The sequence below is a fragment of the Paraburkholderia domus genome (assembly GCF_905220705.1).
GTDB classification, from domain to species: Bacteria; Pseudomonadota; Gammaproteobacteria; order Burkholderiales; family Burkholderiaceae; genus Paraburkholderia; species Paraburkholderia domus.
In genome coordinates, this window is the sequence record NZ_CAJNAT010000050.1 from 1 (window position 1) to 26,594 (window position 26,594).

At 62.2% G+C, this 26,594-nt stretch carries 26 protein-coding genes and 1 pseudogene; 7 read left to right on the plus strand and 20 right to left on the minus strand.

What is annotated here, in order from left to right:
- Positions 1-110 precede the first annotated feature (110 nt).
- The 3 genes and pseudogenes from KHO31_RS37390 to KHO31_RS37400 all read right to left on the minus strand — a co-directional run.
- Positions 111-353, minus strand: a pseudogene (locus tag KHO31_RS37390) (uracil-DNA glycosylase family protein); the annotation flags it as partial.
- Between the two features lie 25 nt (positions 354-378).
- On the minus strand, positions 379-1,482 hold the full coding sequence (locus tag KHO31_RS37395; protein WP_211625838.1) for an SAM-dependent methyltransferase: 1,104 nt from the start codon (positions 1,480-1,482) through the stop codon (positions 379-381).
- Positions 1,483-1,549: 67 nt separating this feature from the next.
- On the minus strand, positions 1,550-2,326 hold the full coding sequence (locus KHO31_RS37400; RefSeq protein ID WP_211625840.1) for a DUF1295 domain-containing protein: 777 nt from the start codon (positions 2,324-2,326) through the stop codon (positions 1,550-1,552).
- A gap of 248 nt (positions 2,327-2,574) precedes the next feature.
- Between KHO31_RS37400 and KHO31_RS37405 the strand changes: the two genes are divergently transcribed.
- The 3 genes from KHO31_RS37405 to KHO31_RS37415 all read left to right on the plus strand — a co-directional run bounded on the left by KHO31_RS37405 (position 2,575) and on the right by KHO31_RS37415 (position 5,280).
- On the plus strand, positions 2,575-3,639 hold the full coding sequence (locus KHO31_RS37405) for a DMT family transporter (RefSeq protein ID WP_201081365.1): 1,065 nt from the start codon (positions 2,575-2,577) through the stop codon (positions 3,637-3,639).
- A gap of 186 nt (positions 3,640-3,825) precedes the next feature.
- Positions 3,826-4,029, plus strand: a complete 204-nt coding sequence (locus KHO31_RS37410; RefSeq protein ID WP_028195916.1) for a DUF3562 domain-containing protein — start codon at positions 3,826-3,828, stop codon at positions 4,027-4,029.
- A gap of 147 nt (positions 4,030-4,176) precedes the next feature.
- Positions 4,177-5,280, plus strand: coding sequence for an NAD(P)/FAD-dependent oxidoreductase (locus KHO31_RS37415; RefSeq protein WP_211625842.1), 1,104 nt, complete (start codon positions 4,177-4,179; stop codon positions 5,278-5,280).
- 10 nt (positions 5,281-5,290) lie between these two features.
- Here the strand turns inward: KHO31_RS37415 and pdxR are convergent, their stop codons facing one another.
- The gene (gene pdxR, locus KHO31_RS37420; RefSeq protein WP_201081361.1) at positions 5,291-6,781 is read right to left on the minus strand and encodes a MocR-like pyridoxine biosynthesis transcription factor PdxR; all 1,491 of its coding nucleotides are present in this window, start codon (positions 6,779-6,781) and stop codon (positions 5,291-5,293) included.
- Positions 6,782-6,938: 157 nt separating this feature from the next.
- On the opposite strand from pdxR, the gene KHO31_RS37425 reads away from it, so the two are divergent.
- Positions 6,939-7,400, plus strand: coding sequence for a GNAT family N-acetyltransferase (locus KHO31_RS37425; RefSeq protein WP_211625844.1), 462 nt, complete (start codon positions 6,939-6,941; stop codon positions 7,398-7,400).
- Positions 7,401-7,595: 195 nt separating this feature from the next.
- Here KHO31_RS37425 and KHO31_RS37430 read toward each other — a convergent pair whose 3' ends face one another.
- The 14 genes from KHO31_RS37430 to KHO31_RS37495 are packed head-to-tail and all read right to left on the minus strand — an operon-like array spanning position 7,596 to position 20,979.
- A complete protein-coding gene (locus KHO31_RS37430; protein ID WP_201081344.1) occupies positions 7,596-8,999 on the minus strand; it encodes an MFS transporter in 1,404 nt (467 codons plus the stop codon).
- A gap of 24 nt (positions 9,000-9,023) precedes the next feature.
- Positions 9,024-10,289: an NAD(P)/FAD-dependent oxidoreductase gene (locus tag KHO31_RS37435; RefSeq protein WP_211625846.1), complete on the minus strand. Its 1,266-nt coding sequence runs from the start codon at positions 10,287-10,289 to the stop codon at positions 9,024-9,026.
- The gene (locus tag KHO31_RS37440) at positions 10,282-11,247 is read right to left on the minus strand and encodes a VOC family protein (RefSeq protein ID WP_201081339.1); all 966 of its coding nucleotides are present in this window, start codon (positions 11,245-11,247) and stop codon (positions 10,282-10,284) included. The genes KHO31_RS37435 and KHO31_RS37440 overlap by 8 nt, the downstream gene beginning before the upstream one ends.
- A 17-nt stretch (positions 11,248-11,264) precedes the next feature.
- Entirely contained in the window at positions 11,265-12,755 is a 1,491-nt protein-coding gene (locus KHO31_RS37445) for an aldehyde dehydrogenase (RefSeq protein ID WP_211625848.1), read from the minus strand.
- 40 nt (positions 12,756-12,795) lie between these two features.
- Complete coding sequence (locus KHO31_RS37450; RefSeq protein ID WP_211625856.1) at positions 12,796-13,626, minus strand: aspartate dehydrogenase; 831 nt, start codon at positions 13,624-13,626, stop codon at positions 12,796-12,798.
- Positions 13,619-15,277 (minus strand): thiamine pyrophosphate-binding protein, encoded by a 1,659-nt coding sequence (locus KHO31_RS37455; protein ID WP_201081334.1) that lies wholly within the window; start codon positions 15,275-15,277, stop codon positions 13,619-13,621. The genes KHO31_RS37450 and KHO31_RS37455 overlap by 8 nt, the downstream gene beginning before the upstream one ends.
- Positions 15,270-16,067, minus strand: a complete 798-nt coding sequence (locus KHO31_RS37460; RefSeq protein WP_201081332.1) for an SDR family oxidoreductase — start codon at positions 16,065-16,067, stop codon at positions 15,270-15,272. Before KHO31_RS37460 ends, KHO31_RS37455 begins: the two co-directional genes overlap by 8 nt.
- Complete coding sequence (locus KHO31_RS37465) at positions 16,064-16,951, minus strand: IclR family transcriptional regulator (protein WP_201081330.1); 888 nt, start codon at positions 16,949-16,951, stop codon at positions 16,064-16,066. The genes KHO31_RS37460 and KHO31_RS37465 overlap by 4 nt, the downstream gene beginning before the upstream one ends.
- Complete coding sequence (locus KHO31_RS37470; RefSeq protein ID WP_211625858.1) at positions 16,952-17,842, minus strand: alpha/beta fold hydrolase; 891 nt, start codon at positions 17,840-17,842, stop codon at positions 16,952-16,954. It lies immediately after the preceding gene.
- A 39-nt stretch (positions 17,843-17,881) separates the two neighbouring features.
- Positions 17,882-18,409, minus strand: a complete 528-nt coding sequence (locus KHO31_RS37475; RefSeq protein ID WP_201081326.1) for a cupin domain-containing protein — start codon at positions 18,407-18,409, stop codon at positions 17,882-17,884.
- 26 nt (positions 18,410-18,435) lie between these two features.
- Positions 18,436-19,212: an SDR family oxidoreductase gene (locus KHO31_RS37480; RefSeq protein ID WP_201081324.1), complete on the minus strand. Its 777-nt coding sequence runs from the start codon at positions 19,210-19,212 to the stop codon at positions 18,436-18,438.
- Positions 19,205-20,302, minus strand: a complete 1,098-nt coding sequence (locus tag KHO31_RS37485) for an aromatic ring-hydroxylating dioxygenase subunit alpha (protein WP_201139325.1) — start codon at positions 20,300-20,302, stop codon at positions 19,205-19,207. Before KHO31_RS37485 ends, KHO31_RS37480 begins: the two co-directional genes overlap by 8 nt.
- Positions 20,303-20,351: 49 nt before the next feature.
- Complete coding sequence (locus KHO31_RS37490) at positions 20,352-20,663, minus strand: recombinase-like helix-turn-helix domain-containing protein (protein WP_211625860.1); 312 nt, start codon at positions 20,661-20,663, stop codon at positions 20,352-20,354.
- 1 nt (position 20,664) lies between these two features.
- Complete coding sequence (locus tag KHO31_RS37495) at positions 20,665-20,979, minus strand: non-heme iron oxygenase ferredoxin subunit (protein ID WP_020068683.1); 315 nt, start codon at positions 20,977-20,979, stop codon at positions 20,665-20,667.
- Positions 20,980-21,419: 440 nt separating this feature from the next.
- Here KHO31_RS37495 and KHO31_RS37500 point away from each other — a divergent pair, with 440 nt between their 5' ends.
- The gene (locus tag KHO31_RS37500; RefSeq protein ID WP_201081317.1) at positions 21,420-22,496 is read left to right on the plus strand and encodes a porin; all 1,077 of its coding nucleotides are present in this window, start codon (positions 21,420-21,422) and stop codon (positions 22,494-22,496) included.
- An 85-nt stretch (positions 22,497-22,581) separates the two neighbouring features.
- On the opposite strand, the gene KHO31_RS37505 is transcribed toward KHO31_RS37500, so the two are convergent.
- Positions 22,582-23,553 carry an IclR family transcriptional regulator gene (locus KHO31_RS37505; RefSeq protein WP_201081315.1) on the minus strand — a complete coding sequence of 324 codons (972 nt, stop codon included), beginning with the start codon at positions 23,551-23,553 and terminating at the stop codon, positions 22,582-22,584.
- A 178-nt stretch (positions 23,554-23,731) separates the two neighbouring features.
- Here KHO31_RS37505 and KHO31_RS37510 point away from each other — a divergent pair, with 178 nt between their 5' ends.
- Positions 23,732-24,019, plus strand: a complete 288-nt coding sequence (locus KHO31_RS37510; protein WP_201081313.1) for a hypothetical protein — start codon at positions 23,732-23,734, stop codon at positions 24,017-24,019.
- Between the two features lie 115 nt (positions 24,020-24,134).
- Complete coding sequence (locus KHO31_RS37515) at positions 24,135-25,820, plus strand: acid phosphatase (RefSeq protein WP_211625862.1); 1,686 nt, start codon at positions 24,135-24,137, stop codon at positions 25,818-25,820.
- Positions 25,821-25,861: 41 nt separating this feature from the next.
- Here the strand turns inward: KHO31_RS37515 and KHO31_RS37520 are convergent, their stop codons facing one another.
- Positions 25,862-26,536, minus strand: a complete 675-nt coding sequence (locus KHO31_RS37520; RefSeq protein WP_201123706.1) for a DUF4410 domain-containing protein — start codon at positions 26,534-26,536, stop codon at positions 25,862-25,864.
- Between the last annotated feature and the right edge of the window lie 58 nt (positions 26,537-26,594).

Here is a 26,594-nt window from a genome sequence, read left to right on the forward strand (position 1 = left end):
CAGCATCGCGGCGCTCAGACGCCGCGCGTCCGCGCTTGGTTTCCAGATCATTCCCGACACGAAAACGGCCTGAAAACCACCCGTACTTCCATGCGATGTTTCTCGAGAGCGTCGTAGAAAGTCTCGTCGGAGACTTCAAGCCAGTTGCGCAAACGTGCGCCACTTGCATCGCTCCATGGAATGCCCGAAGCATGCACGCGCGCACCGGGCGCCTGGCCGATGATCAGAATGCGCGAATCGGTAGACGCCACAACGACGGGCCGCGGCGCATGCGGCAGCACCGGCGCGCATATCGTACAGGCGCGAATGTCCTGCAATAACGCGTTCAGTAAAATAGGTTTCCTTGCGGTCATACCAAGGCGTGGGTCGGGATTTAGTTTAGCGCTTCACAAACCGATAGTGTCCCACGCCCCACTCGTTCCCATTCGCGTAGCCGAACAACTCGGCCACGGCCATGTAGAACATCCGCCAGCGCTGAAGCCACACAGCCGCATCGCGCGCACCATACGTATCGACCAGCATCGGCATCACCCGGTCACGTGCCGTATCGAGGGCGGCGAGCCAATGATTCGCCGTGAGTTCGTAATGCGTGCCGCTCGCCCACCACTGACGCTCCATCCGCAGATCGTCCTGAAAGTTCAACAGGAGCGCTTCAGAGGGCATCGTGCCACCGGTGAAAAAGTACTTCGACATCCAGTCACTGCCGTCCTGCACCTGAAAGTGATATGCAAGCGTGCGATGCACGAAGATATGCACGAACAGCTTCGCCTCATCGCGCATCCAGCGTGAAATCTTGGCGAGCAGCAGCCCGTAGTTCTTCATATGCTCGAACATCTCGATCGACATCACACGATCGAAACCGCCGCCAAGCTGCGCTTCGTCGAACTCGAAATCGACGACATTGCCCGTGACCACCGAAAGGTTGTGCAAGCCGCGTTCCGCCGCACGCGCTTCGATGAATACGCGCTGCCCATGCGAATTCGACAGCGCGACGATCTGTGCGCGCGGATAACGCGCTGCCAGCCACAACGACAACGAGCCCCACCCGCAACCGAGATCGAGAATCCGCTGACCGTCGGCCAGTTCCGCGGGTTCGGCGTAACGCTCGAGCATCGCCATTTCGGCTTGCGCGAGCGTCTCGTTGCCAGTTGGGTACAAACAGCATGAATACTTTAGATGCGGTCCGAGATGCGCATGGAAGAACGACGCCGGCACCTCGTAATGCTGCGTGTTGGCCGCTTGCGTTTCGACGGCAATCGGACTCGCGCGCAAGTCGTCCAGCAGACGGGTGAGCCGTTGCGCGCGCAACTCGCCGTTGTCGATCGCTTCGTCGCGCAAGCGCTGGCGCATCAGTTGACGCATGCCGAAGCGGATCAGGCTGTCGGGCAGCCAGCCGCGTTCGCAGCCCAGGATCAGCCAGCCGCCGCACGGTTCAGCGGGTGACGGCGGTGGCATCGTATGGTCGGTGGTGGAAAGGCTCATGAGGCTGACTCCCTATCGTTCGCTCTGGACTTTTCTGAACATTCGCGCGCGCCTTGGCTAGCTCATCTCAATGCCGCGGCGGCCACGGAATCAACGCGCTGGTCGTGCGCATGTACTCCGCGTAACCGGCACGCCGTTTAGCCATGCTTTCTTCGAGCAGTGGGATGCCGGAGAGCTTCAGCAGCAAAAACGCCATCAGCGCCGGCGGCAACAACGTGAACCAACCCCAGGGCGTGTCGATCGACAGCGCGATGTAAGCGACCCAATGCACGCATTCAAAGAAGTAATTCGGATGCCGCGAATAGCGCCACAAACCGACACGGCACACGGTGTTGTGATTGGCCGGGTCTTGCGCAAAGCGTTTTAGCTGCCGGTCCGCGATACCTTCGCCGGATACCGAGACGATCCACACCACGACCGCCAGCACGATCCAGCCGCCGGCCGGTGGGCCGCTCCGGTACGACGGCACCAGAAATGCAATCGAAAGCAGCATCGAGACCACGACTTGCACCTGGAAAAACCAGAACATCTTGCTGGCTGCCTTGTCGCCCCATTCTTCGCGGAAGCGGCGATAGCGCGCGTCTTCAGGCTTGCCGTAATTGCGTTTCCACAGATGCGTACCGAGCCGCGCGCCCCAAACCAGACCGCCCAGCGCAGTCAGTGCACGCGACGCCGGGTCGCCATTGCTGAGCACGGCGTAGAGCACCGCAACCAGGCCGAGCGAAAAGGCCCAGACCGGGTCGACCATGCCGGCGTTCCCGGTCTTCAATTGCCATACCCAGACGGCGCTGAAGATCACGACGAGCCCCAGCAGGGCGATCGCGGCGGCGACAAGTGGCGGCATGGGTTTCTCGTTCGAAAGCGATGCGGGTTATACGCGGTAAGGGCGCGATCGGATGCGGCGGCACAGACGAAACACCGCATGGTGATGGCCTCGAACGTAGCGGTAATAAGCGTATTACGTTCGACGGGGCCAGATGGATGCGCGCGGGCGGGATTCCAGTCCGAACGCCTGTTCAGCAGAGCGCAGGCGTGCGCGGCCCAATAGCGGTATCGTGTCGGCAACGCCCACACCCGCCGAAGTGTCCGCTCATGCCTACCCGCTTCAACGCAGCTTTCACCGCGCTGCTCGCCGCCGCCCTGTTCGGCGCGACCACGCCGCTCGCCAAGGCGCTGCTCGGCTCGCTGTCGCCGTTTCTGCTGGCCGGACTGTTCTATCTCGGCAGCGGTGCCGGCCTAGCCGCCGTGATTCTGGCGCGCCGCCTGAAAGGTCACGCAGACGGGCAACCGGTCAGTCACAACCATTTCCCGCTGCGCGAAGTACCGTGGCTCGCCGGTGCAATCGTGGCTGGCGGCGTCGCGGGGCCGGCGCTGTTGATGCTGGGTCTGAAGACGACGCCGGCCGCCACCGGTTCGCTGCTGCTGAATCTCGAAGGCGTATTCACCGCGCTGATCGCGTGGATCGTGTTTCGCGAGAACGTCGACATTCAGGTGTTCCTGGGCATGGCCGCGATCGTTGCGGGCGGCGTGGCATTGTCGTGGCAGCCGGGCGCGGCCGGCCTGCCGCCCGGCACGCTGCTGCTGATCGGCGCCTGCGCATGCTGGGCAGTCGACAACAATCTCACACGCAAGGTGTCGACTCACGACGCCATGTTCATTGCCTGCATAAAAGGTCTCGTGGCCGGTTCGGTCAACGTGACGCTCGCGCTCACCCTTGGCGCCGCATGGCCTAAGGCCGCGACTATCGCGCTCGCCATGCTGACGGGGTTCGCGGGCTACGGCGTGAGTCTCGTGCTGTTCGTCGTCGCGCTGCGCAATCTCGGCACCGCGCGTACCGGTGCTTATTTCTCCGTCGCGCCGCTATTTGGCGTGACCTTGTCGTGGCTGCTATGGCCGGAGATGCCGCCGCCGCTGTTCTGGGTGGCCGCCGCCCTGATGACGCTGGGTGTCTGGCTGCACATCCGGGAACGTCACGAGCATCCGCACACGCACCATCCGCTGGACCACACGCATCGCCATCGGCACGACGCGCATCACCAGCACGAGCATGATTTCGCGTGGGACGGCGACGAGCCGCACACGCATCCGCATTCCCATGCGCCGATCACGCATGCGCACGCGCATTTCCCAGATATTCATCACCGGCATACACATTGATTTCTCGCCTCACCGCGTGGTGCTGGCGCTTGCTGCAGTGCAAGACAAAAATCTCTGTGGAACGCTTCATACGATAGATTGATTCAATTGGCATCGCGGCCGATCGCATCCTCTAATGAAACTCCTGTCGTGCGCGCCCGTTCCCGATCACCCCGCCTGTCAACCCCGCCTGCCCCGGAGATATCTATGTCCCAACCCGAGCCTAATGTCGACGAAGTGGTGAGAAGCATCGCAGAGGAAACCGACACGCCCACAGAAACGGTCTCGAAGATGTATGCGGACACACTCGCCGACTACCGGCACGAAGCGCGTGTATTCGATTACGTGCCGCTGTTCGCCGCGAAGAAAGTACGCGACAAACTGCGCCATACGTCGAAACACAAACACTGATACGGCGGCGCGCGGAGACCACCGCCTGCTTGATAGCACTCCGGATCGACCCCGCTGGCTCGCATGGCGATTCGCCAGAACGCGTACCGATTTATTTTTCGCACTGCTAGACTCTGACCCGGATACATCGTCTGGGGGGAAGATGGCATGCGGGTGACAATCGTAGGCGCGGGTATTGCCGGCTTGAGCACAGCATGGTCGCTCACGAAGCTGGGACACGACATCACGCTGATCGAGCAGAGCTCGATTCCCAATCCACTCGCCGCCTCGGGCGACCGGCATCGCATGATGCGTCGCGCCTATGGCGATGCCGACGGTTACGCGCGCACCATCGCCGAAGCGTTCGATAGCTGGGATCTGCTGTGGAATGACCTGGGCGTATCCCACTATGCGAATTGCGGCGTGCTCGGCATTTCGCAACGCGCAGGCGATGGCGCCGAGCTATTCCGCACCGGCCTCGACCGGATGAAATTCGACTATGAGCGGCTCGACCCGCTTGATGCGGCCGAGCGCTATCCGTTTCTCGATCCCGCCACCTTTCGCTACGCTTACCTCGATCACGATGGCGGTGCGTTGTTTAGCGAACGCATCGCACACGACATGAAAGCATGGCTCAAGATGCGCGGCGCGGAGATTCGCACCCACGCCAAGGTGCTCACTGTCGATGCACACGCAGCCTCCGTGCGGACCGAGGACGACACCGTCATTCGTGCCGACCGGCTCGTGGTCACCGCCGGTGCGTGGACACTGCAACTGCTCCCCGCGCTCGCCGAAAATCTGATGACTTATCGCAACGCGGTCGCTTATATGGAGCCGCCCGCGGATCTGGAGGACGCCTGGTCGAATGCGCCCGCAATCGTCGATATTGGTGGCGATAGCGGCGCTTACGTGCTGCCGCCCATCGACGGCATCGGGCTGAAGTTCGGCGCTGGCGTGCACAAATCACCTGCGCCTGATCCGGATGCCAATCGTGTCGCGTCGCCCGGGGAAGGCGACCGTCTGCGCCGGTTGTTTTCACCGCCGTTCAGCCGCATCGACGAATATACGGTTACCGAAATAAAAACCTGCGCCTACACGTTCACTGCGGACAACCGCTTCTTTTCGAAGCGTATCGGCAACTCGCTAGTCGTATCGGCATGCTCGGGCCACGGCTATAAATTCGGCGCGGCAGTCGGGCGCCGGATCGCACAAGCGCTGGATACCGATGACGACGTCACGCTCGCGCATTGGCTCAGAGCGGAAACGGTCTAGCCTGCTTTCTTCACAACAATTGGCGTTCGCGGTCCAGGCCGCGCACGACGGCGGCGAGCCGCGCCACCAGCGCGTCCGCTTCGTGCGGTTTGATACCTGCATAGCCCAGCATGAAGCCGTTGTAGCGCGCGGCGTCTTTAGCAGGTGGCTGGCAGAACGCGCTCAGCGCGGCGATATGCAAGCCGTGCTCGCGTGTCGCGACGCTCACGTCCTGGTCGCGCAGCGGCGCATCGAGCCGCACGGTCAGATGCATGCCGCCTTCGTCCGACGAGACCGTCACCAGGTCGCCCATATGCCGCTCGATCGCATTCACCAATGCGCTGCGGCGCTGCTGATAAAGACGCCGCATGCGCCGCAGATGCCGCGCGTATTTCCCGCTGTCGATGAAATCCGCCAACGCAATCTGTTCCGCCACGCGCCCTTGGCGTGCGATTTCGCTGAGCGCCTCGCCGATGGCCGCGACGAGATGCGCCGGCACCACCATGAAGCCCATACGCAGCGCCGGAAACATCGTCTTGCTGAACGTGCCGAGGTAAATCACCGGCGTGTCGGCCGCGAGGCCCTGAATCGACGGCAACGGCGGACCGCTGTGGCGCAGTTCGCTGTCGTAGTCGTCTTCGATGATCCACGCACCGCGCGCGACTGCGTTCTCGATGATCGACCAGCGCCGCTCCAGACTCAGCACGCTGCCGAGCGGATATTGATGCGAGGGCGTGATGTACATCAGGCGCGGCGGCGTCTGTTCCCAGTGATCAGGCGTCGGCGCCATGCCGGCGGCATCGACGGGAATCGGCACCAGTTGCAAACCGGCGGCCTGAAACGCAGCCTTCGCGCCGTGATAGCCGGGGTCCTCCACCCAGATACTGTCGCCGGGGTCCGCCAGTATGCAGGCACATAGATCGAGACTCGCCTGCGTGCCCGAGGTGATGAACACCTGCTCCGGCGAACACCGCACGCCGCGCGACACGCGTACGTATTCCGCAATTGAGCGACGCAACGCGGGGTGTCCCGAGTTATTGCCATAGCCAAGTTCGCTCGGCTTGACGGAGCGCCATGCGCGCTCCATCGAAGCACGCCATTGCGCGAGCGGGAATTCATCGAGCGCGGGCACGCCGGGACGAAACGGCGTGGGATCGTCGGGGCTCGTTCGCTCGCGCGGCAGATTGGAGACGCGGCGCGACAGGCGGCTTTCAGGCGTCTGCACGCTGCCGCTTGCTGCGGAGATCGAAGCACCCGAACCGCTCACCATGCTGACGATGGAACCATGCCGGCTCGCCGTGATGAAACCCTCGTCGGTGAGGCGCTCGTAGGCGTAGAGCACCGAGTTGCGCGCAATGCCCAATTGTTCGGCGAGCGCTCGCGTGGCGAGAAGACGGCTGCCGTGGCGGATATCGCCATCGAGAATCGCGCGGCGCAGACTCTCGTAGAGCAAGTCCTGCTGCGTGAGCTTGCGCCCACCCATTGCGCGCTCGACGTTTGACATCAACAGGCCGTAGTCCAAATTCGTGGCTCCAAATTCTGATCGCATTGTGGAGCTAACAATGGTGCCACAAATTTCTTATGCTGACGGTTTGCGCGGCCGTCTATGCCTGTTCGACTCAACCTTAGCGGCGGCGATCCGCTCGCCCGCAACCATAAGCAAACAAGGAGCCACACCCATGTCCGAAGCGATTCAAATCCGCCCCGCCACACCCGCCGACTTCGACGCTTGGCTGCCGCTGTGGGACGCCTACAACGCGTTCTACGGCCGCTCGGGCGAAACGGCATTGCCGCGCGAGATCACACAGGTCACGTGGGGGCGTTTCTTCGACAGCTACGAGCCGATGCACGCAATGGTCGCCGAGCGCAACGGCCAGTTGCTGGGTCTCGTGCACTTCCTGTATCACCGTCACACCACCATGGTGGCGCCGACCTGTTACCTGCAAGATCTCTACACGCTGGAGGCGGAGCGCGGTAAAGGTGTCGGCCGTGCGTTGATCGAAGCGGTGTATGCGCGGGCCAAGGCTGACGGTTTGCAGCGGGTTTACTGGCAAACGCATGAGACGAATCACACGGCGATGAAGCTGTACGACAAGGTCGCCGAGCATTCCGGCTTCGTGGTGTACCGCAAGGCGTTGTGACGTCGAACAAAAAGCTCGCCTAGCAAGCGTTCGCCTCCCCTCTCCGCGCCGCCACCCACGTGCAGCGCAAAGCCACGCGTAGCGGCAAACCTCACGCCCCCAAAAACAAAAGGCGCACCACCCGGTGTGCCCTTCGTCTCCCTGCCATTGCGGTACTACATCAACCGCCCACCAAACTCATCACCCCAAAAAGCATCAAGCCTCGAGCTGCTCCAGCACCTTGCCCTTGGTCTCAATACCAAGAAAGTGCACCGCAATCGCCGCAATGAACGGCACGGCCGCGAGAATATAAAACGCCACTTGCAGATTGCCGCCGATCATCGTCTTCGACACGATTGCCGGTGCGAAGATCGCCGCCACCTTCAACCACGCGCCGCCGACACCGCAGCCCATCGCGCGGATGCTGGTCGGATACAACTCCGGCGTGTACACATAAGCCGTGATGAAACCGCAAGCGAGGAAACCGAGCGCGAACGCGCAGCACGTCGCCACCACGTACACCGACGAGTCGTGAAACACACCCGCCAGCAACAGCGACAGCGCGCACGCCACGAACGACAAATTGATGATCGGCTTACGCCCCACCTTGTCGACCAGCAACGCACAGGTCAGGGACCCCACCACGCCCAGCACCGAAGCCGCCACCGCCAGATTCAACGCCAGTTGCAGCGGCGCGTGATAAACCGTGCGATAGATCGTCGGCAGCCAGGTCGACAGACCGTATTGAATGAAGCCGCACGTAATCCACAGCATCGCCACAGCCATCGTGCGCTTCAGATAGGCCGGGCCGAACAGATCGCCCATGCGGCGCTTCGGATGACGATTGGCCATCGCGTCGAACTCGGCCGAATTGGTAACCGGCGGAATCGGACCTTTCACAGCGCGCTCGAAAGCATGCACGGCGACATCGGCTTCGGCCATCCGTTCGCGTTCGGCGAGCCAGCGCGGCGATTCCGGCACCAGCTTGCGCAGCACGAAGAACAGAATCAACGGCATGCCGCCGATGAAATACATCGCTTGCCAACCGAAACGCGGCACGATCCACGCACCCAACGCGTTCGACGCAAGCAGGCCAACCGGGAAAACGATTTCATACAACAGCACGAAACGGCCACGGCCATGCGCACGGCTGATCTCGTTGATGTAAGTCGCAGCGACCGGCAACTCGCCACCCAGCCCTAAACCTTGAATCACACGCAACGCGACAAACACCGCGAAGGTCGGCGCAAAACCGCACGCAATACTCGTAATGCCGATGATCCCCGAGCTCAATGCAATCGCCTTCACGCGACCCTTGCGCTCCGCGTACCACGGAAACACAAACGCGCCGATCAACTGCCCGACCGAACCGGAGCCAATCAAAAAGCCGATTTCCCACGGCGTCAGATGCCACTTCGCAATCAGGATCGGCAGCGTGGCCGCGATCGCGATCACGTCGAAGCCGTCGAAAAACGTCGCGAGACCGATCAGTATGCGCGCGCGCACCTGCATCGCATTCTTCGGCAAGCGCTCGAGCCGCGCGATGATCGAGCCCCGGGTCACGGGGCCTGAGACACCGGCGCTGCTGCGGTCCCCCATGGTGTTGTCGATGGTTCTCATGCCGTGGTGCCGTCCGTAGTGTGGTTAGGCAAGCGCCGTTGAGGCGTCGGTCAGGGTGGCAAGGTCGATGGTTCGGCCCTGGTTCATCCACTTGCGTGACAATTTCAGCTCGCGTGGCGTGTTGATGGCGATCACGCCGCGAATCGCGCCGTCTTCCAGATGAAATAGCGTGGCGTGTTTGCCCGGCAAATCACCGCGTACTGCGAGTTGCGCATCGGCCGGAATGTCGCCGAGAATTTGCAGATTGACGTCGTATTGATCGGACCAGAACCACGGAATGTCCGCATACGGTTCGAAATTGCCGAGCAAAGCCTTTGCCGCCGAGATCGCCTGGTTCTGCGCGTTGGCCCACGATTCGAGCCGCACGCGGCGCTTCAACCACGCGCTCGGATGGTTTGCGACATCGCCACACGCAAAGATGCGCGGATCATCGGTTGCGCCGAAATGGTCGACGACGATGCCGTCTTCCACCTTGATGCCCGCTGCTTCCGCCAGTGCAGTATGCGGTGTGAGGCCAATGCCGGCGACCGCAAAGTCGGCGTCCAATGTGGAACCATCAGCGAACGTTGCACGAACGCGATTGGCGTCGTTCGGATGATCCGCGATCGACACGAGCGAGGCGTTCAAACGCACATCCACGCCGTTCGCACGATGCAATTGCAGCAGGAAGTCGGACACCATCGGCGGCAACGAGCGAGCGCACAGACGCCGCGCGCCCTCCACCACCGTCGCTTCGACACCGAGCTTGCGCGCAGTCGCTGCGACTTCGAGACCGATCCACCCACCGCCGATCACCAGCACGCGCTTGCTTGCGCGCAGCCGTTCGCCGAGCGCGACGGCTTCGTCGAGCGTACGCAGATAGGTAATGTGCGAGGTCTTCACCAACGATTCCGGCAAACGGCGCGCCGCGCCACCCGTAGCGATCACGAGACGGTCGTATTGCACTTCACGGCCCGACTGCGCGCGGACGATGCGCTGCTCGCGGTCGATCGAGGTCGCGGTATCCGGCTGCCACGCTTCGATGTTCAGTGCCTCGAAATCGTCGGGCTTCACGAGGCGCACGGTTTCGATATCCGCTTCACCCGCGAGCACAGCCTTCGACAGCGGCGGCCGTTCGTACGGCAGGTGGATCTCATCGGCGATCATCACAAGGCGGCCGTCAAAGCCTTCCTTGCGCAACGTCTTCACGACCCAACCCGCCGCCTGACCACCGCCGATCACGACAATCGTGCGCGGCGCTTCGAGTCCGGCATGCGCGGCTTGAGCCTTTGCAGCAGCAGCGTCAGTCATTTTTCCGCTCCGTCATGAACTTGCCTTCCGGCGCCTTCGCGTTTTTCTGGCGACGTGTATTGCCATCGATGCCGCCGTCGATCGCCCATTCGGCGAACACGGTCGGACCCGGTTCAAAATCGCGCGGCTGCCATTCGGGCGTGAGTTGATCTTCGTCGGCGTAGTACTCGATCAGGCCGCCAGCCGGATTCTGGAAGTACCAGAAGTACGCCGACGACACCGGATGACGCCCCGGACCGAGTTGCGTATCCCAACCGCAACGGCTGACATGCATGCCGCCGCCAAACACTTCGTGGATATCGCGCACAGTGAACGCGACGTGATTCAGGCCGCGCTTACCGCCCGGCAACGCCAGCAAAAAGATGTCGTGGTGGCCGCCGTGCGGCGCGCAGCGCATGAATGCGCCGCGGCCCGGATAGCGGTCCGACATTTCAAAGCCGAGCAGTTCCTGATAGAACTTTTCCTGTTCCGCAAGTTGATTCGTGAAGAACACGACGTGACCCACTTCAACAGGTTCGGCACGTTCGTAAATCGGCGACGGTTGATCGACGCGCAGTGTCTGGCCCCAAACGTTCGACGGCGAACCGTGAATATCGAGCGCACGCTTGCGAGTCACTTCGACGCGAATCGCCATACCATTCGGATCGATACATCCAACCGCGTCTTCGGTTTCGAAGTGGCCCGGCTGACCGGCAAAGCGACCGCGCAGTTCGTCGAGTTCGGCTTTCGTTGCCACGCCCCAGGTCACTTCACGCAGCGTCGGACCTTCTTCGAATGCAGGCGGCAGCGACGGGTCGTTCGCATCGACGGCGAGAATCGTGCAACCGTTCAGCGTTTCGAAGCGTGCGTGTGTTTCGTCGTGCGCGACTTCCTTCAAGCCCCAGTCCGCGAAAAACCGCTGGCAGGTGGCGAGGTCCGTCACGCCGTAAATAATCTGTTCAATACCGAGAATCGTCATACCGTGCCTCTTGCGTATTAGTTCGCCCACGCCAGCGGCGCGTCGTTCAAGCCCCAGTAGAGGCTCTTCTGTTGCATGTATTCGCGGATGCCGAGGCGGCCTTTCTCGCGTCCCATGCCGCTCTCCTTCCAGCCGCTAAACGGCGTCGAAATCGAGAACAGCTTGTAGGTGTTGATCCACACGGTGCCGGTTTCGAGCGCGCGGGCGATCCGGTAGGCGCGTTTGTAATCGCGCGTCCAGATGCCGGCGGCGAGGCCGAACACACTATTGTTCGCTTCTTTCATCAGCGATGCTTCGTCGTCGAAGGGCATCGCGACCAGCACCGGGCCGAAGATTTCTTCTTGGCAAATGCGGGCGTCGTTCGTGAGGCCTTCGAGAATCGTCGGCTGAAAGTAGGTGCCTGCTTCGCGGCCATCGCCGACCGGACGTTCTCCGCCGCACAGCAGGCGGCCGCCCTCTTCCAGACCCAATGCGACGTAACGTTCGACGGTTTCGCGATGCGCTGCGGTAATGAGCGGACCCATCTGCGTTTCAGTGCGCGACGGATCGCCGACGCGCAACTTGCGAGCGCCTTCAGCGAGACGCTTCATGAACGCGTCGTAAATCGAGCGCTGCACGAACAGGCGCGAGCCCGCGATGCACGCCTCGCCCGACGAACTGAAAATGCCGTACAGCACGCCGTTCACCGCGTGATCGAGATCGGCGTCGTCGAACACGATGGTTGGCGACTTGCCGCCGAGTTCCAGCGACACCGGCATCAGCTTGTCCGCAGCGATGCGCGCGATCCCACGGCCCACTTCGGTGCCGCCCGTGAACGACACTTTCTTCACCAACGGATGGCGCACCAGCACGTCGCCGATCACCGAGCCTTTACCCGGCACCACACTGATAACACCCTTCGGCACACCCGCTTCTTCGCAGATGCGAGCCAGCGCCAAAGAGACCAACGGCGTGACCTCCGCCGGCTTCAGTACGACTGCGTTGCCGCCTGCCAGTGCCGGCGCGAGCTTTTGCGCGTCCGAAGCAATCGGTGAATTCCACGGCGTAATCGCCGCGATCACACCGATCGGCTCGTAAATGCTCATCGTCAGATAGTCGCCACGCGAGGGCGTCACTTCTTCATCGAGCGTTTCGAGGCAGGCCGCGAAATAGCGGAACGTGTTCGCCGCACTCGCCACCAGCACGCGTGTTTCAGCGATCGGTTTGCCGTTGTCGCGACGCTGCAATTGCGCGAGCGCTTCGTGACGCGCCATGATCAGGTCGGCGATGCGGTACAGAATCAGCGCGCGTTGATGCGGCTTCAGACCCGACCAATCCGCGCGGCGCCATGCGATATCCGCGGCTTCCACGGCTTCGCGGGCGTCGTCGGCATTGGCCGTCGAGATTTCCATGTTGACCGACTGATCCGCCGGATACAGGCTTTTGTACGGGTTGCCACGCCCTTGCCGCCATTCGCCGCCGATGAAAATATCGCCGGTGGGCACAAGGCTGGTATCGAAGTGAGTCATGTCGGTCGTTCCGGTTTGCTTCAGCTAATCAGCTAATGTCTTAAATCACGCAGCGGGCCGCGCGATTGCGTAATGCACGAATCGCGCTGTATGCGGTCAGCGCGGACGTCTTGGGGTTGTCCGGTAGCGGCTTGCCGCACATTTCCAGCGACATCTCGCCGAATGCGCCGCGCGCCACGATGCGGTGCACATTGCGCGACACGTTCGGATCGGCGATCAGGCGGACCGTGGTGTGATCGAGACCCAGGCCGGCAAGCGCGATCGTTGCGGCGACGTTGGCGTTCTTCGGATACAGGCGCGCCGCTTCGCGTGCGCTGCCTTCGAAAATCACCCTCTCTTCAGTCAGCGTGTGCAGATTGCAGACCTGTTCCGCGGGCGTGCCGCGCCAGCCCGTAGGCGGCTTGCGGCCGGTGTACAGCACTTCGTCGAGGCCGCCGAGCTTGGCCGCCGCCAGTGCATCTACGCCGCCGATCGCGCCTGATAGCAAGGTCAACGTCGCATCGCCTTCATCGGCCGCATCGGACAGCATGTCCAGCAGCATCATGTCGGACAGCGCACCGATCGACGCGACAGCACAATCCGTACCGGCTTTCAGCAAGGGCACCACGTGATCGACCAGTGCGCTGTGTCCCGCGCATTCCAGCGCGAAATGCGGCTGGCTGCTCAACGCGGACACCGACGCCACCACATCGACCGACGCGCCCACCACTTCACGCACCGACGCCATATGGCGTTCCGGCACGATCACGTGCGACACGCGCACCGTCGGATCCGACTCGACCGAGCGATACACCGCCTGGCCGATCGCGCCGAAGCCGATCATTGCGACGTCGACGGGCGCGTGATGCCCCGCGTAGCCGGTCTCACGCATGTTCCGGCTCCTGTTCCTTGACCGGCGGGCCCGCGAACGCGGTGGCGAACGAGCCGACCGACAGCATGTCCACTTCGACCAATACTGGACCGGTCTTCGCGAACCCTGCGCGGATGATTTCGTCGGCCTGGTCGAGCGACTTGATGCGGTAGTGCGTGAGCTTCAGGCTTTCGCAGAACTGCGCGAAATCGGGCTGGTGCAGATCGACGTAGCAGCGGCGGCCGCCGTATTGCGCGTCCTGAATGTTGCGGATCACGCCATAGCACTGGTCGTTCATCAGCACGATCATGACGTTGGCGTTTTCCTGCACGGCCGTCGCGAGTTCGCCGACGTTGACCATCAGGCCGCCGTCGCCGACCAGGCAGACGGTCTTCGCTGCATTGCCGGCAAGTGCTGCGCCGATACCCATCTGCATGCCCTGGCCGATACCGCCACCGAGTGCATGAACGCCGGCGCGCGGCGAGAAAATCTTCAGCATGCGGTTGCCCCACGTGCTGTTCGAGATCGTGACGTCGCGCACCCAGTTGTAGTCGCGGCCCACAGCCTGTTGCAGTGCGTCGACGAGGCGCTTGTACGGGCCGAGGCCCTTGCCCACATCGGCGACTGCGCTTTCTCGTGCGGCAGCCAGGTCCTGAGCAAACGTCGGATCGACCTTCATACGGCCTTCCAGCAGCGTCGCCAGTTCTTCGAGCACAGCCGATGCATCGCCATGGATGAACATGTCGTTGCGATAGCCTCGGTTGTCGGCGAGTGCGTCAGCGTCGATGCGATACAGCGGTTGCGGCAGCGCGAGCTTGTATTTCAGTGTTTCATTGCCACGCAGACGCGAGCCGACCACCACCAGCGCGTCGCACGTCTTGTAGAAGCTCTCGACTGCCGAATGCACGTTGAACGCGCCGAGCGTCGCCGGATGATCTTCCGGCAGCACGCCACGGCCTTGCACGCTGGTCACGACACCGAAGCCCAACGCCACGAGACGCTCAACCGCAGCACGGGCGTGACGCGTGCCGCCGCCGAGCCACAACAAGGGCCGCTTCGCATTCGCCAACTGATCCGCGAGTTGCGCGACGCGCTTGCTGCAATGCGTAAGCGTCGTGACGTGCGGCGCCGCCAGATCGGCAGGCCATTCGATTTCCGCTGCTTGAATGTCGATCGGGATTTCGACGCTGACCGGACCGCTCGGCGCGGTTTGCGCGACACGTACGGCTTCGCGGATCGTCGGCAGCGCGGTTTCGACCGAGCGCACGCGGAACGCGGCCTTCGAGATCGACGACAGCATCGACAATTGATCCGGCGCTTCGTGGATATACGCAAGGTCCTGGTCGAGGTATTCAGTTTCGATCTGGCCAGTGACGTGCAGCAACGCGGTGCCCGCGGTCAGTGCTTCGACCATCGCGCCGGCTGCATTACCCGCTGCCGTGCCGGTGCTGGTGAATGCAACACCGAGGCCGCCGGAAACACGCGCCAGACCATCGGCCATGTTCACCGCACCCGCTTCACCACGTGCGCCGACGTAGCGAATCTTGCCGCGATTGTGGATCGCGTCGAGAATCGGCATGTTGTGGATCGAGATCACGCCAAATGCGGTTTGAACGCCGCATTGCTCGAGAAAAGCGGCGATCAGTTCGCCAACCGTGGTTTTGTTAGACATGTCGTGCAACGCCTCCAGAAACATCGATGTGACTGCCAGTCGTATAGGACGACAGCGTCGTAGCCAGGTAAAAGAGCGCTTGTGCGGCTTCTTCGGGGCGACCGAAGCGGCCCAGCGGAATGTTTTTCTTGCGTGCCAGTTCGGCGGTCCAGTCTTCCCAGCTCTGGCCCGGCTGCGCTTCTTTCGCGTAACGGCGGCGCCATTGGCCCGATTCGACGATGCCGATCAGAATCGAATTCACGCGAATGCGTTGTGGCGCGAGTTCGACCGCAAGCGATTTGATGAGGCTCAGCACGCCGGCACGGGCCGACGAAGTCGCCACCATATGCTGCTCCGGTTGCAGTGCGAGCAGCGAGTTCACGCAAACCACGGCCGGGTTTGATGCGTCGCGCAGCATCGGCAGGAATGCGCGGGTCGGGCGGATTACGCTGAAGTACTTCAGGTCGAGTTCTTCGCGCCAGGCGTCGTCGGTGGTGTCGGCGAAGGTCGATACGCGACCCTGGCCCGCGTTGTTCACCAGCATGTCGGTGCGGCCGAAGCGTGTTTGCACCGCTTGCGCGAATGCGTTCACTTCGTCGGCGTCGAGCACGTCGCAGGTTTGTGCCAACAGTTGCGTGTCGGGAAACTGCGCCTTCAACGCCGCTTCCGCTTGCGCGAGGCGTTCAGCGTCGCGTCCGCAGATCGCAACCGAGGCGCCTGCTCGCAGAAACAGTTCGGCAGTTGCGAGGCCGATGCCGGACGAGCCGCCCGTCACCACCGCTACCTGCCCGGTCAAGTCGAATTGAATCATTTGAGCCCCAGTGCCTTCATGTATTTCGTGCCCGCGTTCGCGCTACCCTTCGGCCGATAGTTGAGCCGCTGCGAGAGTTCGTCGGCTGCACGGCGAACCTTGTCGATCAGTCCGCTATCGAGCAACGACGCGTCGATCTCATGGCGCGGAATCGTCGTCGTAATTACGGCGACGATGCGGCCCGTGTCGTTACGCACCGGCGCGCTCACCACCGAAATGCCCCGTTCGAATGACGACTCGCTGATCGCAAAGCCGCGCTTGGCGTCATCGCAAATGCGTTCGTACAGGTCGTCGATCGTGGCGGGCGTTTGTTTCGTGAAGCGTTCGAGCTCTGGCTCGGGATAGAGCTTTTTCAAATCGTCCAGCGTCATGTCGCCCATCAGCACCTGGCCGTGCGTCGTCGCGTAGGCCGGCAGACGGGTGCCGACGTTCACCTTCACCGAGCTGAAAATCGGCGCGTGGCTTTGCGCTTTGGCGACGAATACGACGTCACGTCCGTCGCGAATCACGATGTGGCTCGTCAAACCGGTGTCGTCGCGCAGTGCTTCGATGATGGGCAAACCGAGGTCCGTCAATTCAAGCGAGCTCAGATATTCGAACCCGAGCCGCAGCACCGCGACCCCGAGGCGATAGTTGCGGTCCTTATCGGCACGCTCGAGAAAGCCGAGCGATTCGAGGGTTTGCAGCAGACGGAACACCGTCGTGCGGGGAATCTTCAGGCGCTTCGATAATTCCGGTGCGCCGAGAACCGGCTCGCGTGGCGAGAACTCCGTCAGAATCTTCAGACCGCGTTCCAGACCCGGCACGCGATAGCTGATCTCGCTGCTGGTGTCGTTGCGGTCGTCGTCCGCGTCGCGCTCGGCGCTAATCGTGTCGGGCGTCATTCATTGGCTCCGTTGTCCGTCGCTCGCGCGGCAGAACGTGTCGATGATCGCGGTGTACGCGGCGGGTGCTTCGATATAACCGGCATGCCCCGCGCGTGGCACGACCTGCAATGGGGTGCCGGCGGCCTGCGCGAGTTGCTCACAGGCTTCGGGTGTCGTGATGGTGTCGTCTGCGCCAACCGCAATGTTGATGCGGCCTCTATTGCGCGCGAGATCGCTGGCAAGATCGGCGTTGGCGAGCAGATGCGTCGCCTGGGCGTAGCCGTGCGGAATCACGCGCGACATGTTCCAGCGCACCCATGCGCGCGCTTCGTCACTCGCGTGGGCAGACAACATATTGGTGCTGCGCTTTTCGGCGAGACCTTGCGGACCCATTTCGGCAATCATCGCGAGGCGTTGGTCGCGTTTGGTTTCGCGCACTTCAGCGGATGCCGCGCCATAACCGCCCGCAGGCGACAACAACAGCAAACCGGCCACGCGCTGCGGATTCGCCCCAGCGAACGCACCTGCGATAATCGCGCCGAGCGAATGACCCAGCAGCACACAGCGTTCGATGCCGAGCGCGTCGAGCCATTCCTTCAATACCGTTGCGTAATCGCCGGCAGCAGGCGAACTCGCCTCTACCGATGTGGACGCGCCATACCCCGGCGCATCCCACGCCAGCACGCGGCGCGTCTGACCCAGCATTTCAAACTGCTGCACCCACGAAGCCGCGCCCGACCCGATACCGTGAAGCAGCACCAAAGGCAAAGCTTCGCCTTCGGCGCTATCCGCATCGCGATAGCTCACCGCGCGTTGCGATGCCAGCCAGACCTGCTGCGCGGGAAAGCGTGCAAGGCGCGCTTCGAGCGTAGCGTTCTGATCGACGGTAGCGGACGGGACTGCGGACATGATTTCCTTCGCGGGTGATTTCAAAGCGACGTTGAGGGCTTAGCGCTTGAGCTTGGCCAGCGGCGAATCCGGCGGATACGTCGGCGTGATCGGCTTGGCTGCGCCAAGCATCACGCACATCAACGCGTCTTCTTCGCCGATGTTCACTTCCGTGCGATACACGCCCGGCGGCACCGAAATCAGATCGCGTTCGCCGAGCACGGCTTCCCACGTTTCGCCGTCTTTCTCGCAGATCACTTTCATCTTGCCGCGCAGCACGAAGAAGATTTCTTCGACATCCATATGAATATGGCTCGGACCGATGTTGCCGGCCGGGATCACCATCGTCGAGAACGTGAAGCCGCCCGCGGGCACCGTGTTCATATCCTTCGCGACGCCCGTACCGCCCGTGCCGACATAGCGCATTTGCGCGCGGCGATATTTCGGGTCGTAGTCGGCCTGGAACTTCAGCGCGTCCCAGTCATAACGACGCGTTTCCAGGCGCGCGACGCGGCTGTCCAACCATTGGGCAAAGCTCGCGTCCGTGGGTTGTTCCCACGATTTGCGTTCGAGTTCGGCGTCCGCCATCTCTTTCTCCTTTCGATTCGACAAGATCAATTCATCACAAAGCCGCCGTTGACCGGCAGCAACTGGCCAGTCACGAAGCGCGCGGCATCGGACAACAGGAACAGGACCGGCCCGGTGACGTCGTCGGGCACTTGTGCGCGCGTGAGCGCGCGGCCTTGCAGGTAATACTGGTGACGCTCGGCCGGCACGTAAGCGGTGGCCTCGACTTCGGTGAGGCCCGGTGCGATCGCGTTGACCGTCACTTGATGTGCGCCGAATTCGCGCGCCAACGAGCGGGTCATCGAGATCACGGCGCCTTTGCTGGCCACATACGCGAGCAGCTTCGGCGCGCCCCACATCGCTGTATCCGACGCGATGTTGACGATGCTGCCGCGACCCGAGTCGCGCAGGTACGGCAACGCGGCGGTGCTCATCAGCCACGTGCCGCGCACGTTGACGTTCATCACGGCGTCCCACGTATCGACCGACAATTCGTCGGCGAACTTGCCGCCCGAGTTGGTGATCGCCGCGTTGTTGATCAGTGCGTCGAGGCCGCCGAGCTGAGCCGCAGCCTGATCCGCAAACTGCTTGATGCTGGCGGGATCAGCCAGATCGAGCGGCAGGTACGTCACGGCGTGACCTTGCTCGACCAGCGACGCGGCGAGCGCATGGCCTTCGTCATGCAGCACATCGCCGAATACGACTTGCGCACCGGCTTGCACCAGCGAGCGAACGAACGCCGCACCGAGTCCGCGCGCGCCGCCGGTCACGAGGACACGCCGGCCTTTGAGTGCTGACAATGCCGATGACGCGTCGTTATGCATGGCTGTGGCCTGCTGCGTCCGTTTGCGCGGCGCCAGCCTGAGCGGCTTCAGCGCGATATGCTTCCAGATCGGCGAAATGCTGTTGCGCGCGCTGGCGGAACATGCGGCGCACACGCGTCATGCCAACGTCGTGCTGATAGAGAAATTCGTGCTGGCGTGCATTCGGCGCCATGCTTTCGAGCACGTAACGGTCTTGCTCGAGCACGTCCCAATGCAGACCTTCCAGACGGTTGCGATACATGAAGCGCCATGCGTCGCGCTGCCAGCCCGACACTTTGCGCGTCCGCCAGAAGTAAACCTGGCAGTTGTTTTCGTCGACCGGCGTGGCGAAGCCGATGATCCCGAAGTTGCCGCCCGGGCCGAACTTCTTCTTGTACGGAATCGCGAGGCGCATCCACAGCGTGCCGGTTTCGCCGAGTTCGACCCAGTCGAAGTTCACGTCGCGCTGGCCGACCTTTTCGAACATCAGACCGGTTTCGGTTTTGCGCACGCGCATGTCGGCCTGCTTGTCGCCTTCGGCCATCGAGTGCGAGGTTGCGTGCAGGTATGCGCCGTGCATCGGGTCCATCACGTTGTCGATGGCGTACTGGTAATTGCACTTCCAGTTCGACATGCACAGGAAGTTCGCGTACTCCTCGCCGACCAGTTCTTCCGGCAACACGAGCGGCGTGGGTTCTTTATGAGCGTCGTCGCCGAACCACAGGAAAATCGCGCCGGCGTGTTCTTCGACCGGATACGACTTCACGCACTTCTGGCCTTCCAGCGGGCAGTTAGAAACAGCGGGCACTTTTGTGACCGTGCCGCCGCCGTCGATTTCAATGCCGTGATACCAGCACGCAACGCTGCCGCCGAGATTCCAGCCGAGCGACAAACGCGCGCCACGGTGCGGGCAGCGGTCTTCGAGCGCGCGGACTTTGCCTTCCTTGTCGCGCCACAGCACGATCTGGTCGCCGAGACGCGTGATGCCGACCGGCGCGTCGCCAACCTGCCAGCTCGGTGCAACGGGATACCAGTAGTTGCGCAGGCCGCGGTCCAGATAGGACTGGATCGGATCGGCCGCGCCTTGAGTCGTTGTATTAGGGGACGTCATGAAAAGACTCCGGAAACGAAAGCGATGAGACGTGTTCGGGAAAGCGCGCTTATTCGGCGAGCAGGCGGAATTCGGCGGCGAGACGGTCGGCGTCCCACGTGTTGCCTTCCGGGGTGCGGAAGCCCAAACGATTCAACCCGTCGACGACTTCCTGCAACTCATTCGCGCCGGCCTCGAAGACTTTTTCGAGCGCATCGCCAAAGTCGTTTTCGTACTGGGTCGGCTCGGCTTTACGCGTTTGCCAGATGAGGTTGTCGGTCTCGCCCGGCTTTTCGATCACGCCCTTGCCGGCGACGTTGTTCGGCTGCGGCGCGAGCCACGGCTTCAGGGAGGGATTGAAGTTCACGGTTTGCTGTCGCATGTCATTCCACCTTGATCTGGATTTCTTCGCCGGCGAGACGTACCGAGTACATCTTCAGGTCGCGGCCACCGGGCTCTTTCAAGCATTTGCCGGTCGGGATATGGAACACGGCTTCGTGCAGCGGGCATTCGACGGTGTCGCCGTCGACAAAGCCCTGCGTCAGCAACGCGTACGCATGGGGGCAGACGTTTTCCAGCGCGTACAGCGCATCGCCCACCTTGTAGATGCCGATTTCCGTGCCGTCGAGTTTGAACTCGAGCGGCGCGTCTTCGGACAGGTCGCCGGCATGGCCGGCGCAGCGCCATTGTTCAGTCATTTCTCGCCTTCTCCTGAAGCCTTATGTTCCATACAAGGAACATCAGTTCGTGTATGGATAATTATAGGAGTGGCTTCGGCTAGAGAAAATAAAAATCTGGGCTGGTAGGGGAAAACACCGACTGTGGCGTTCGCAACACAGCTTCGCGTGAAGCGGCATGAAGGGCCGAGTTTGCGCAGAATCCCTTCTGGGCTTGGGTTTGCCGATAATTTTCAGACAAATACCGATGCTGTCATCCGGGTTTGTACGGGGTCCGAAAATTTATTTTGAACGCTTCCAAACTCACTATACTTTTCCATAGGCGATACAGACGCCCACAGGTGGAACATAAAGCGGAACAGTTTTGGCGCATAAACCCGAAGCTGCATTCAACTCAAAGCAAGGATCAGGGACGACGAAATCGGCGCGAGCTATCCGTCGTGTGATCAGGAGAACCAACGGTGAAACACATCATTGCGGCGGCCGGCTTGACGGCAATCTGCGCAACGACCGGCGCATGGGCGCAGAGCAGCGTGACGCTATACGGCAGCCTGGATGCCGGAGTCGCGTATATCAGCAATGTGCATGGCAGCTCGGTGTGGATGGAAGAACAGGGCAACATGCAGCCTGACCGCTGGGGCCTGAAGGGCGCCGAGGATTTGGGCGGTGGTCTGAAGACGGTCTTCCAGCTGGAAAACGGCTTTAGAACGACCACAGGTGCAATGGTCACAGCTGGCACACTGTTCAATCGCCAGGCTTTCGTGGGCCTGAGCTCGGACCAGATCGGCACGGTGACACTCGGCCTTCAGACGCCGTTCAGCTTCGACGTGCTGGGTCCGTTGAGCACGGGTTATCTGGCCGCGAGCTGGTACGCGTTCCACCCGGGCAACATCGACGAACTCGCCGACACCAGCGTGGTGCCGTTCGCCAACTCGGTGAAGTTCCGCTCGGCGAGTTTCAACGGCTTCTCCGTCGGCGCGATGATGGGTCTCGGCAACACGACCAACTTCTCAACCGGCAAGACACTGAGCTTTGCGCTTAGTTATGCCAATGGTCCGTTCAAGGCCGGCGCGACCTATGCGAATGAGCACAACCGAACACCGTCGATCGTGACCACGGGCATCACCACCTTCCAGGGCGTGGCAGCGGCAAACTACGCGGCAGACAAGGTCGAGAACATGGGTGCGGGCGCTTCGTACCAGTTCGGCAAGCTGCTGGTGCATGGTCTGTACACGCGTGTGAAGCTGGAATCGGCCGGTCATTCGGACACATATCAGAGCTACGACGCAGGTGCGAATTATCAGTTCACGCCGTTCAATAGCGTCGCCGGCGGCGCCGCGACGACCACGTTGGCGGGTCACCGCTGGACGCAGTTCGAGATCGGCGATATTTACGCGCTGTCGAAGTCGACGCAGTTGTACGTGAATGCGCTGTATGAGCGCGCGGGCTCGAATACGGATGCTGCGTTCTTTACGGCGGGTGTGTCGAGCGGCCGGAATCAGACGATTATTCTGACGGGTATCCACCACTCGTTCTGATCGCCATGATGCCAACGATGTAAAACAAACGGCCCCGGTGCGAAAGCAGCGGGGCCGTTTGACATGAGCAGACGCAAAACCGGAATCAGTGCGCCGTAACCGGTCTGCGACGCGCTTGAGCCGCAGTCGGATCATCCGGCCGCGGACGATAGCTCAGACGCTCGGACAATTCGAGCGCCGCCTGGCAAACCGCGATGATGAGCGGCTCGCGTTCTTCGGCTTCGCCGATATCGGAACGCGGAATGGTAACGGTTAGCGCAGCCGCGATCTTGCCGCTTTGATCGCGCACCGGCGCGCTCACTACTGAAATACCTCTTTCAAAAGACGCTTCGCTCAAGGCATAGCCGAGCGCCGCGCTTTCGCGCACTCTTCCATACAGTTCTTCGACAGTTGCTGGCGTGCGTTCGGTGAAACGTTCGAGTTGCGGCTCGGGGTACAACTGACGCAATTCTTCGAAACTCAAATCGCCCATCAGCACCTGACCATGCACCGTGGCATGCGCGGGCAGACGCGTTCCGACATGCACCTTCACCGAACTGAACATCGGCTCATGGGTTTGCGCTTTGGCGACAAACACCACGTCGCGCTGATCGCGGATCAGCAGATGGGTGCTGAGGCCGGTCGCGTCGCGCAAACGTTCGAGAATCGGCGTACCGACGTCGGTGAGTTCGAGCGAACTCAAGTATTCGAAACCGAGCCGCAGCACCGCGACGCTCAAACGGAAATAGCGGTCGCCGTTCACGCGCTCGAGAAAGCCCAAAGCTTCGAGCGTTTGCAGTAGACGAAATGTGGTGGTGCGCGGAATGCCGATGCGTTTCGACAATTCGGGGGCACCCAGAATCGGCTCGCGCGCGCTGAATTCGGCGAGGATGCGCAGGCCGCGCTCCAGCCCCGGCACAAGATAAGTCGATCCGCCGGTGCTCTCTTCATCGGTGGAATCGGCGGAATCGGCGCCGTCCGCGTGGGACAACGCTGCATCGTCCTGCGAAGTCGACGCTGCCGCGCCGCGAGGTCTCGCCTGCTTACGTCCCGCTCCTGTCTGCTCTTCTTTTGCCATCTTGGCTGCCGTCTTTGCCGTTGTCTCTGCTGTTCATCGGGTACAGATCAATATCATAGCGCGAAGCACGCGACGGTCATTTACATCGTTGCGCGCGGTGCTATCCTTTGGTGCGGTCCATCGCGCGAGGTCTCACTGCTGCGCTTTGGCGCCCGCCAGGTGTCCGGAGGCTACGCTCATGTCCGAATCCGTCCAGATCCAGGTTGCCGACTCGCATCTTTATCCGGGTTGCTCGGTCCGTATTGAACACCTGCCCGAGCCGGCCCGTGCGGCCGCGGCTATAGTCGAATTCGCGGACGGCTCCGGCGCGCATGCCACCTGCCATCGGCGGACTTTCGACGAACTCGAATTGACCGTTGATGGTTACGCTACGCAGAGGCGTCATCCCGTGGACGCCAGACATTGGCTTCTGCTCGCCGTCGACTCGACGCACAGCAGTTGGCGCGTGAAGCGACGATTACCTTAGTTGTGCCGGAACCTTCCGGCCACCTCGATTCTGAACCCGGTGCCGCGCGCACGCCGCCCCGAGCGGCAGCTGTTTGGCTGTGAAGCGCCCGTCACGCAAACTCCGTGAGATACCGATGACAGACAACGACTCGACCCTGCCGCCGAACCCCGACGACGCCCCCGACGATCCCGAGCGCCGCCGTGTCCTGACCGGGATCGCGGCGGTCGGTATCGGACTCGCGTTGACCGGATGCAAGACCGAGCAAAGTACCGCGAGCGGTACAGCACCGCGCAGTGCCGCAGACTTGCGGCTCGACGCCGCGCTACACGACCAGGTCAAGCAGATCGTGGTGATCTACGCCGAGAACCGCAGTTTCGCGAACCTGTACGGCAACTTTCCCGGCGTCCAGCATCCGCTCGATGCGGTGAGCGCCGAGCGTTATCTGCAACTCGACCGCGACGGCAAGACACCCCTGCCGCGCCTGCCGGCAATCTGGGGCGGCCTCGTGCCGCAAGCGCAGGAGGTGGGCGGCAAGCGCTACATGATTGCCCAGAAGGACATCGGTAACCTCCGCAACGGCCCGTTCCATATCACTGATGCGCAAGGCGCGCCGTTGCCAAACGGCGTGATCACGCGCGATCTGGTGCATCGCTTCTATCAGAACCAGATGCAGATCAACGCAGGGCGCAACAATCAGTTCGCCGCATGGGGCGATTCCGGCGGCCTGGTGATGGGGCACTACCGCAATTCCGCCGACACGCTGCGTCTGTGGAATCTCGCGCAGCAATACACGCTGTGCGACAACTTCTTCATGGCGGCCTTCGGCGGTTCGTGGCTGAACCATATCTTCCTGATCTCGGCGCAGGCGCCGTTCTATCCGGACATCCACAACAGTCCGGCGAAGAAGATGGTGTCAGTCGTCGAGGGCGATGATCCGACCGGCACGCGGCTTAAACTGGCGGCCAGCTCGCCGACGTCCGCGCTCGACGGTCCGCCGAAATTCGTCAACGACGGCGCGTTTACCGCCGACGGCTACGCCGTCAACACAATGGCGCCGCCCTACCAGCCGAGCAATGTGCGTCCGGCCGAAGGCGGCAATCCTGCGTTCGCCGACCCGTCGAATCCGCGCGTGCTGCCGCCGCAAAACTTCGCGACGATCGGCGACCGGCTGACGGACAAGGGCGTCGACTGGGCGTGGTACAGCGGCGCCTGGCAGTACGCGCTGGAGCATCAGGACACGGGCGCGGTGCCTGATTTCCAGTACCACCATCAGCCGTTCAACTACTTCACCAGTTACGCGCCGGGCACGGCCGCGCGGCACAAGTATCTGCGCGATGCGGGTCTCGGCGACGACGCGTCCACCAATCGTCTGATTGCCGATATCGACGCGGGGCGTTTGCCGGCGGTCACGTTCTACAAACCGCAGGGCGACCTGAACATGCACGCGGGGTATGCGGACGTCGCATCGGGGGATCGTCACATCGCGAACGTGATCGAGCATATTCAGCGCGGCCCGCAGTGGGCCAATACGGTTGTGGTCGTCACGGTCGATGAGAACGGCGGCTGGTGGGATCCGGTCTCGCCACCGAAGGGCGACCGCTGGGGGCCAGGGTCGCGGATTCCCGCGTTAGTGGTTTCTCCGTTGGCGAAGAAGGGGTATGTCGATCACACGGTGTACGACACCAATTCGATTCTTCGCCTGATTAGCCGCGTGCATGGTTTGGCGCCGCTCGATGGGGTGGTCGCACGAGACCGGGCTTTTGCGCAGAACGGCTTGGCGCCGCTTGGCGATTTGACCGGCACGCTGGATCTGGCCTGAGCCGCTTGTCTATCGCGCGGGGGTGGGCGGCAGCGCGTCAGTCACTGCGCCACCCCGTGCAGCTTCGCAATCACCGAATCCGAAATTTCCTGCGCGGTCTTTTTGATCGTCTTTTTCTCATCGCCGCTCGCCATCACGAACTTGGCCGCGATCACATACGGATTGAGTTTGATCACCGCGCCGGGCTTCCCCTTGCTGTCGGCCTCTTCGACGGACTGATAGAGCGGCTGCAAATCAGCCGTCCCCAGGCTGTCGCACGACACCGCTACTTGAATATCGTTCTGACCTGCACCAAAACCGACCATCGCGCGTCTTAGACGATTGCCGTCATCGACACTCAGGAACACGCCGCGCACTTGCCAACCTGCAGCGGGTAATGGCTGAGCGGGCGCAATGCGCCGCGCATCGACGCCGCCTTTTTTCAGATCCGCAGTCAGCGCGTCCGCCATCTCGTTCACGATGTCCTTCGCGTGGTCCTCCGGATTCTTGTCCTTGCCTAACGGTCCCGGGCCGCTCGGCAGCAAACCGCGCAGGCCACGCAATCGTTGCCCCGGCCCACTGTCAGGTTTCACGTTGGCCACGTCGAGTTCGAAGTCGGACACATAGACGATCGGCGCCGGCGCTGCGAAGGGGGCGCTGGCTGCCGCGGCACTGAGTGTCGATACCGCTCCGAGGCATCCCGCCAGCATCGTGAGTTGTAGAAATCGATGCAGCATGGCGCGCCTCCGCGAATGTCTTACCGACGCGGCTATCGTACAGCCGCATGCGCTGCGC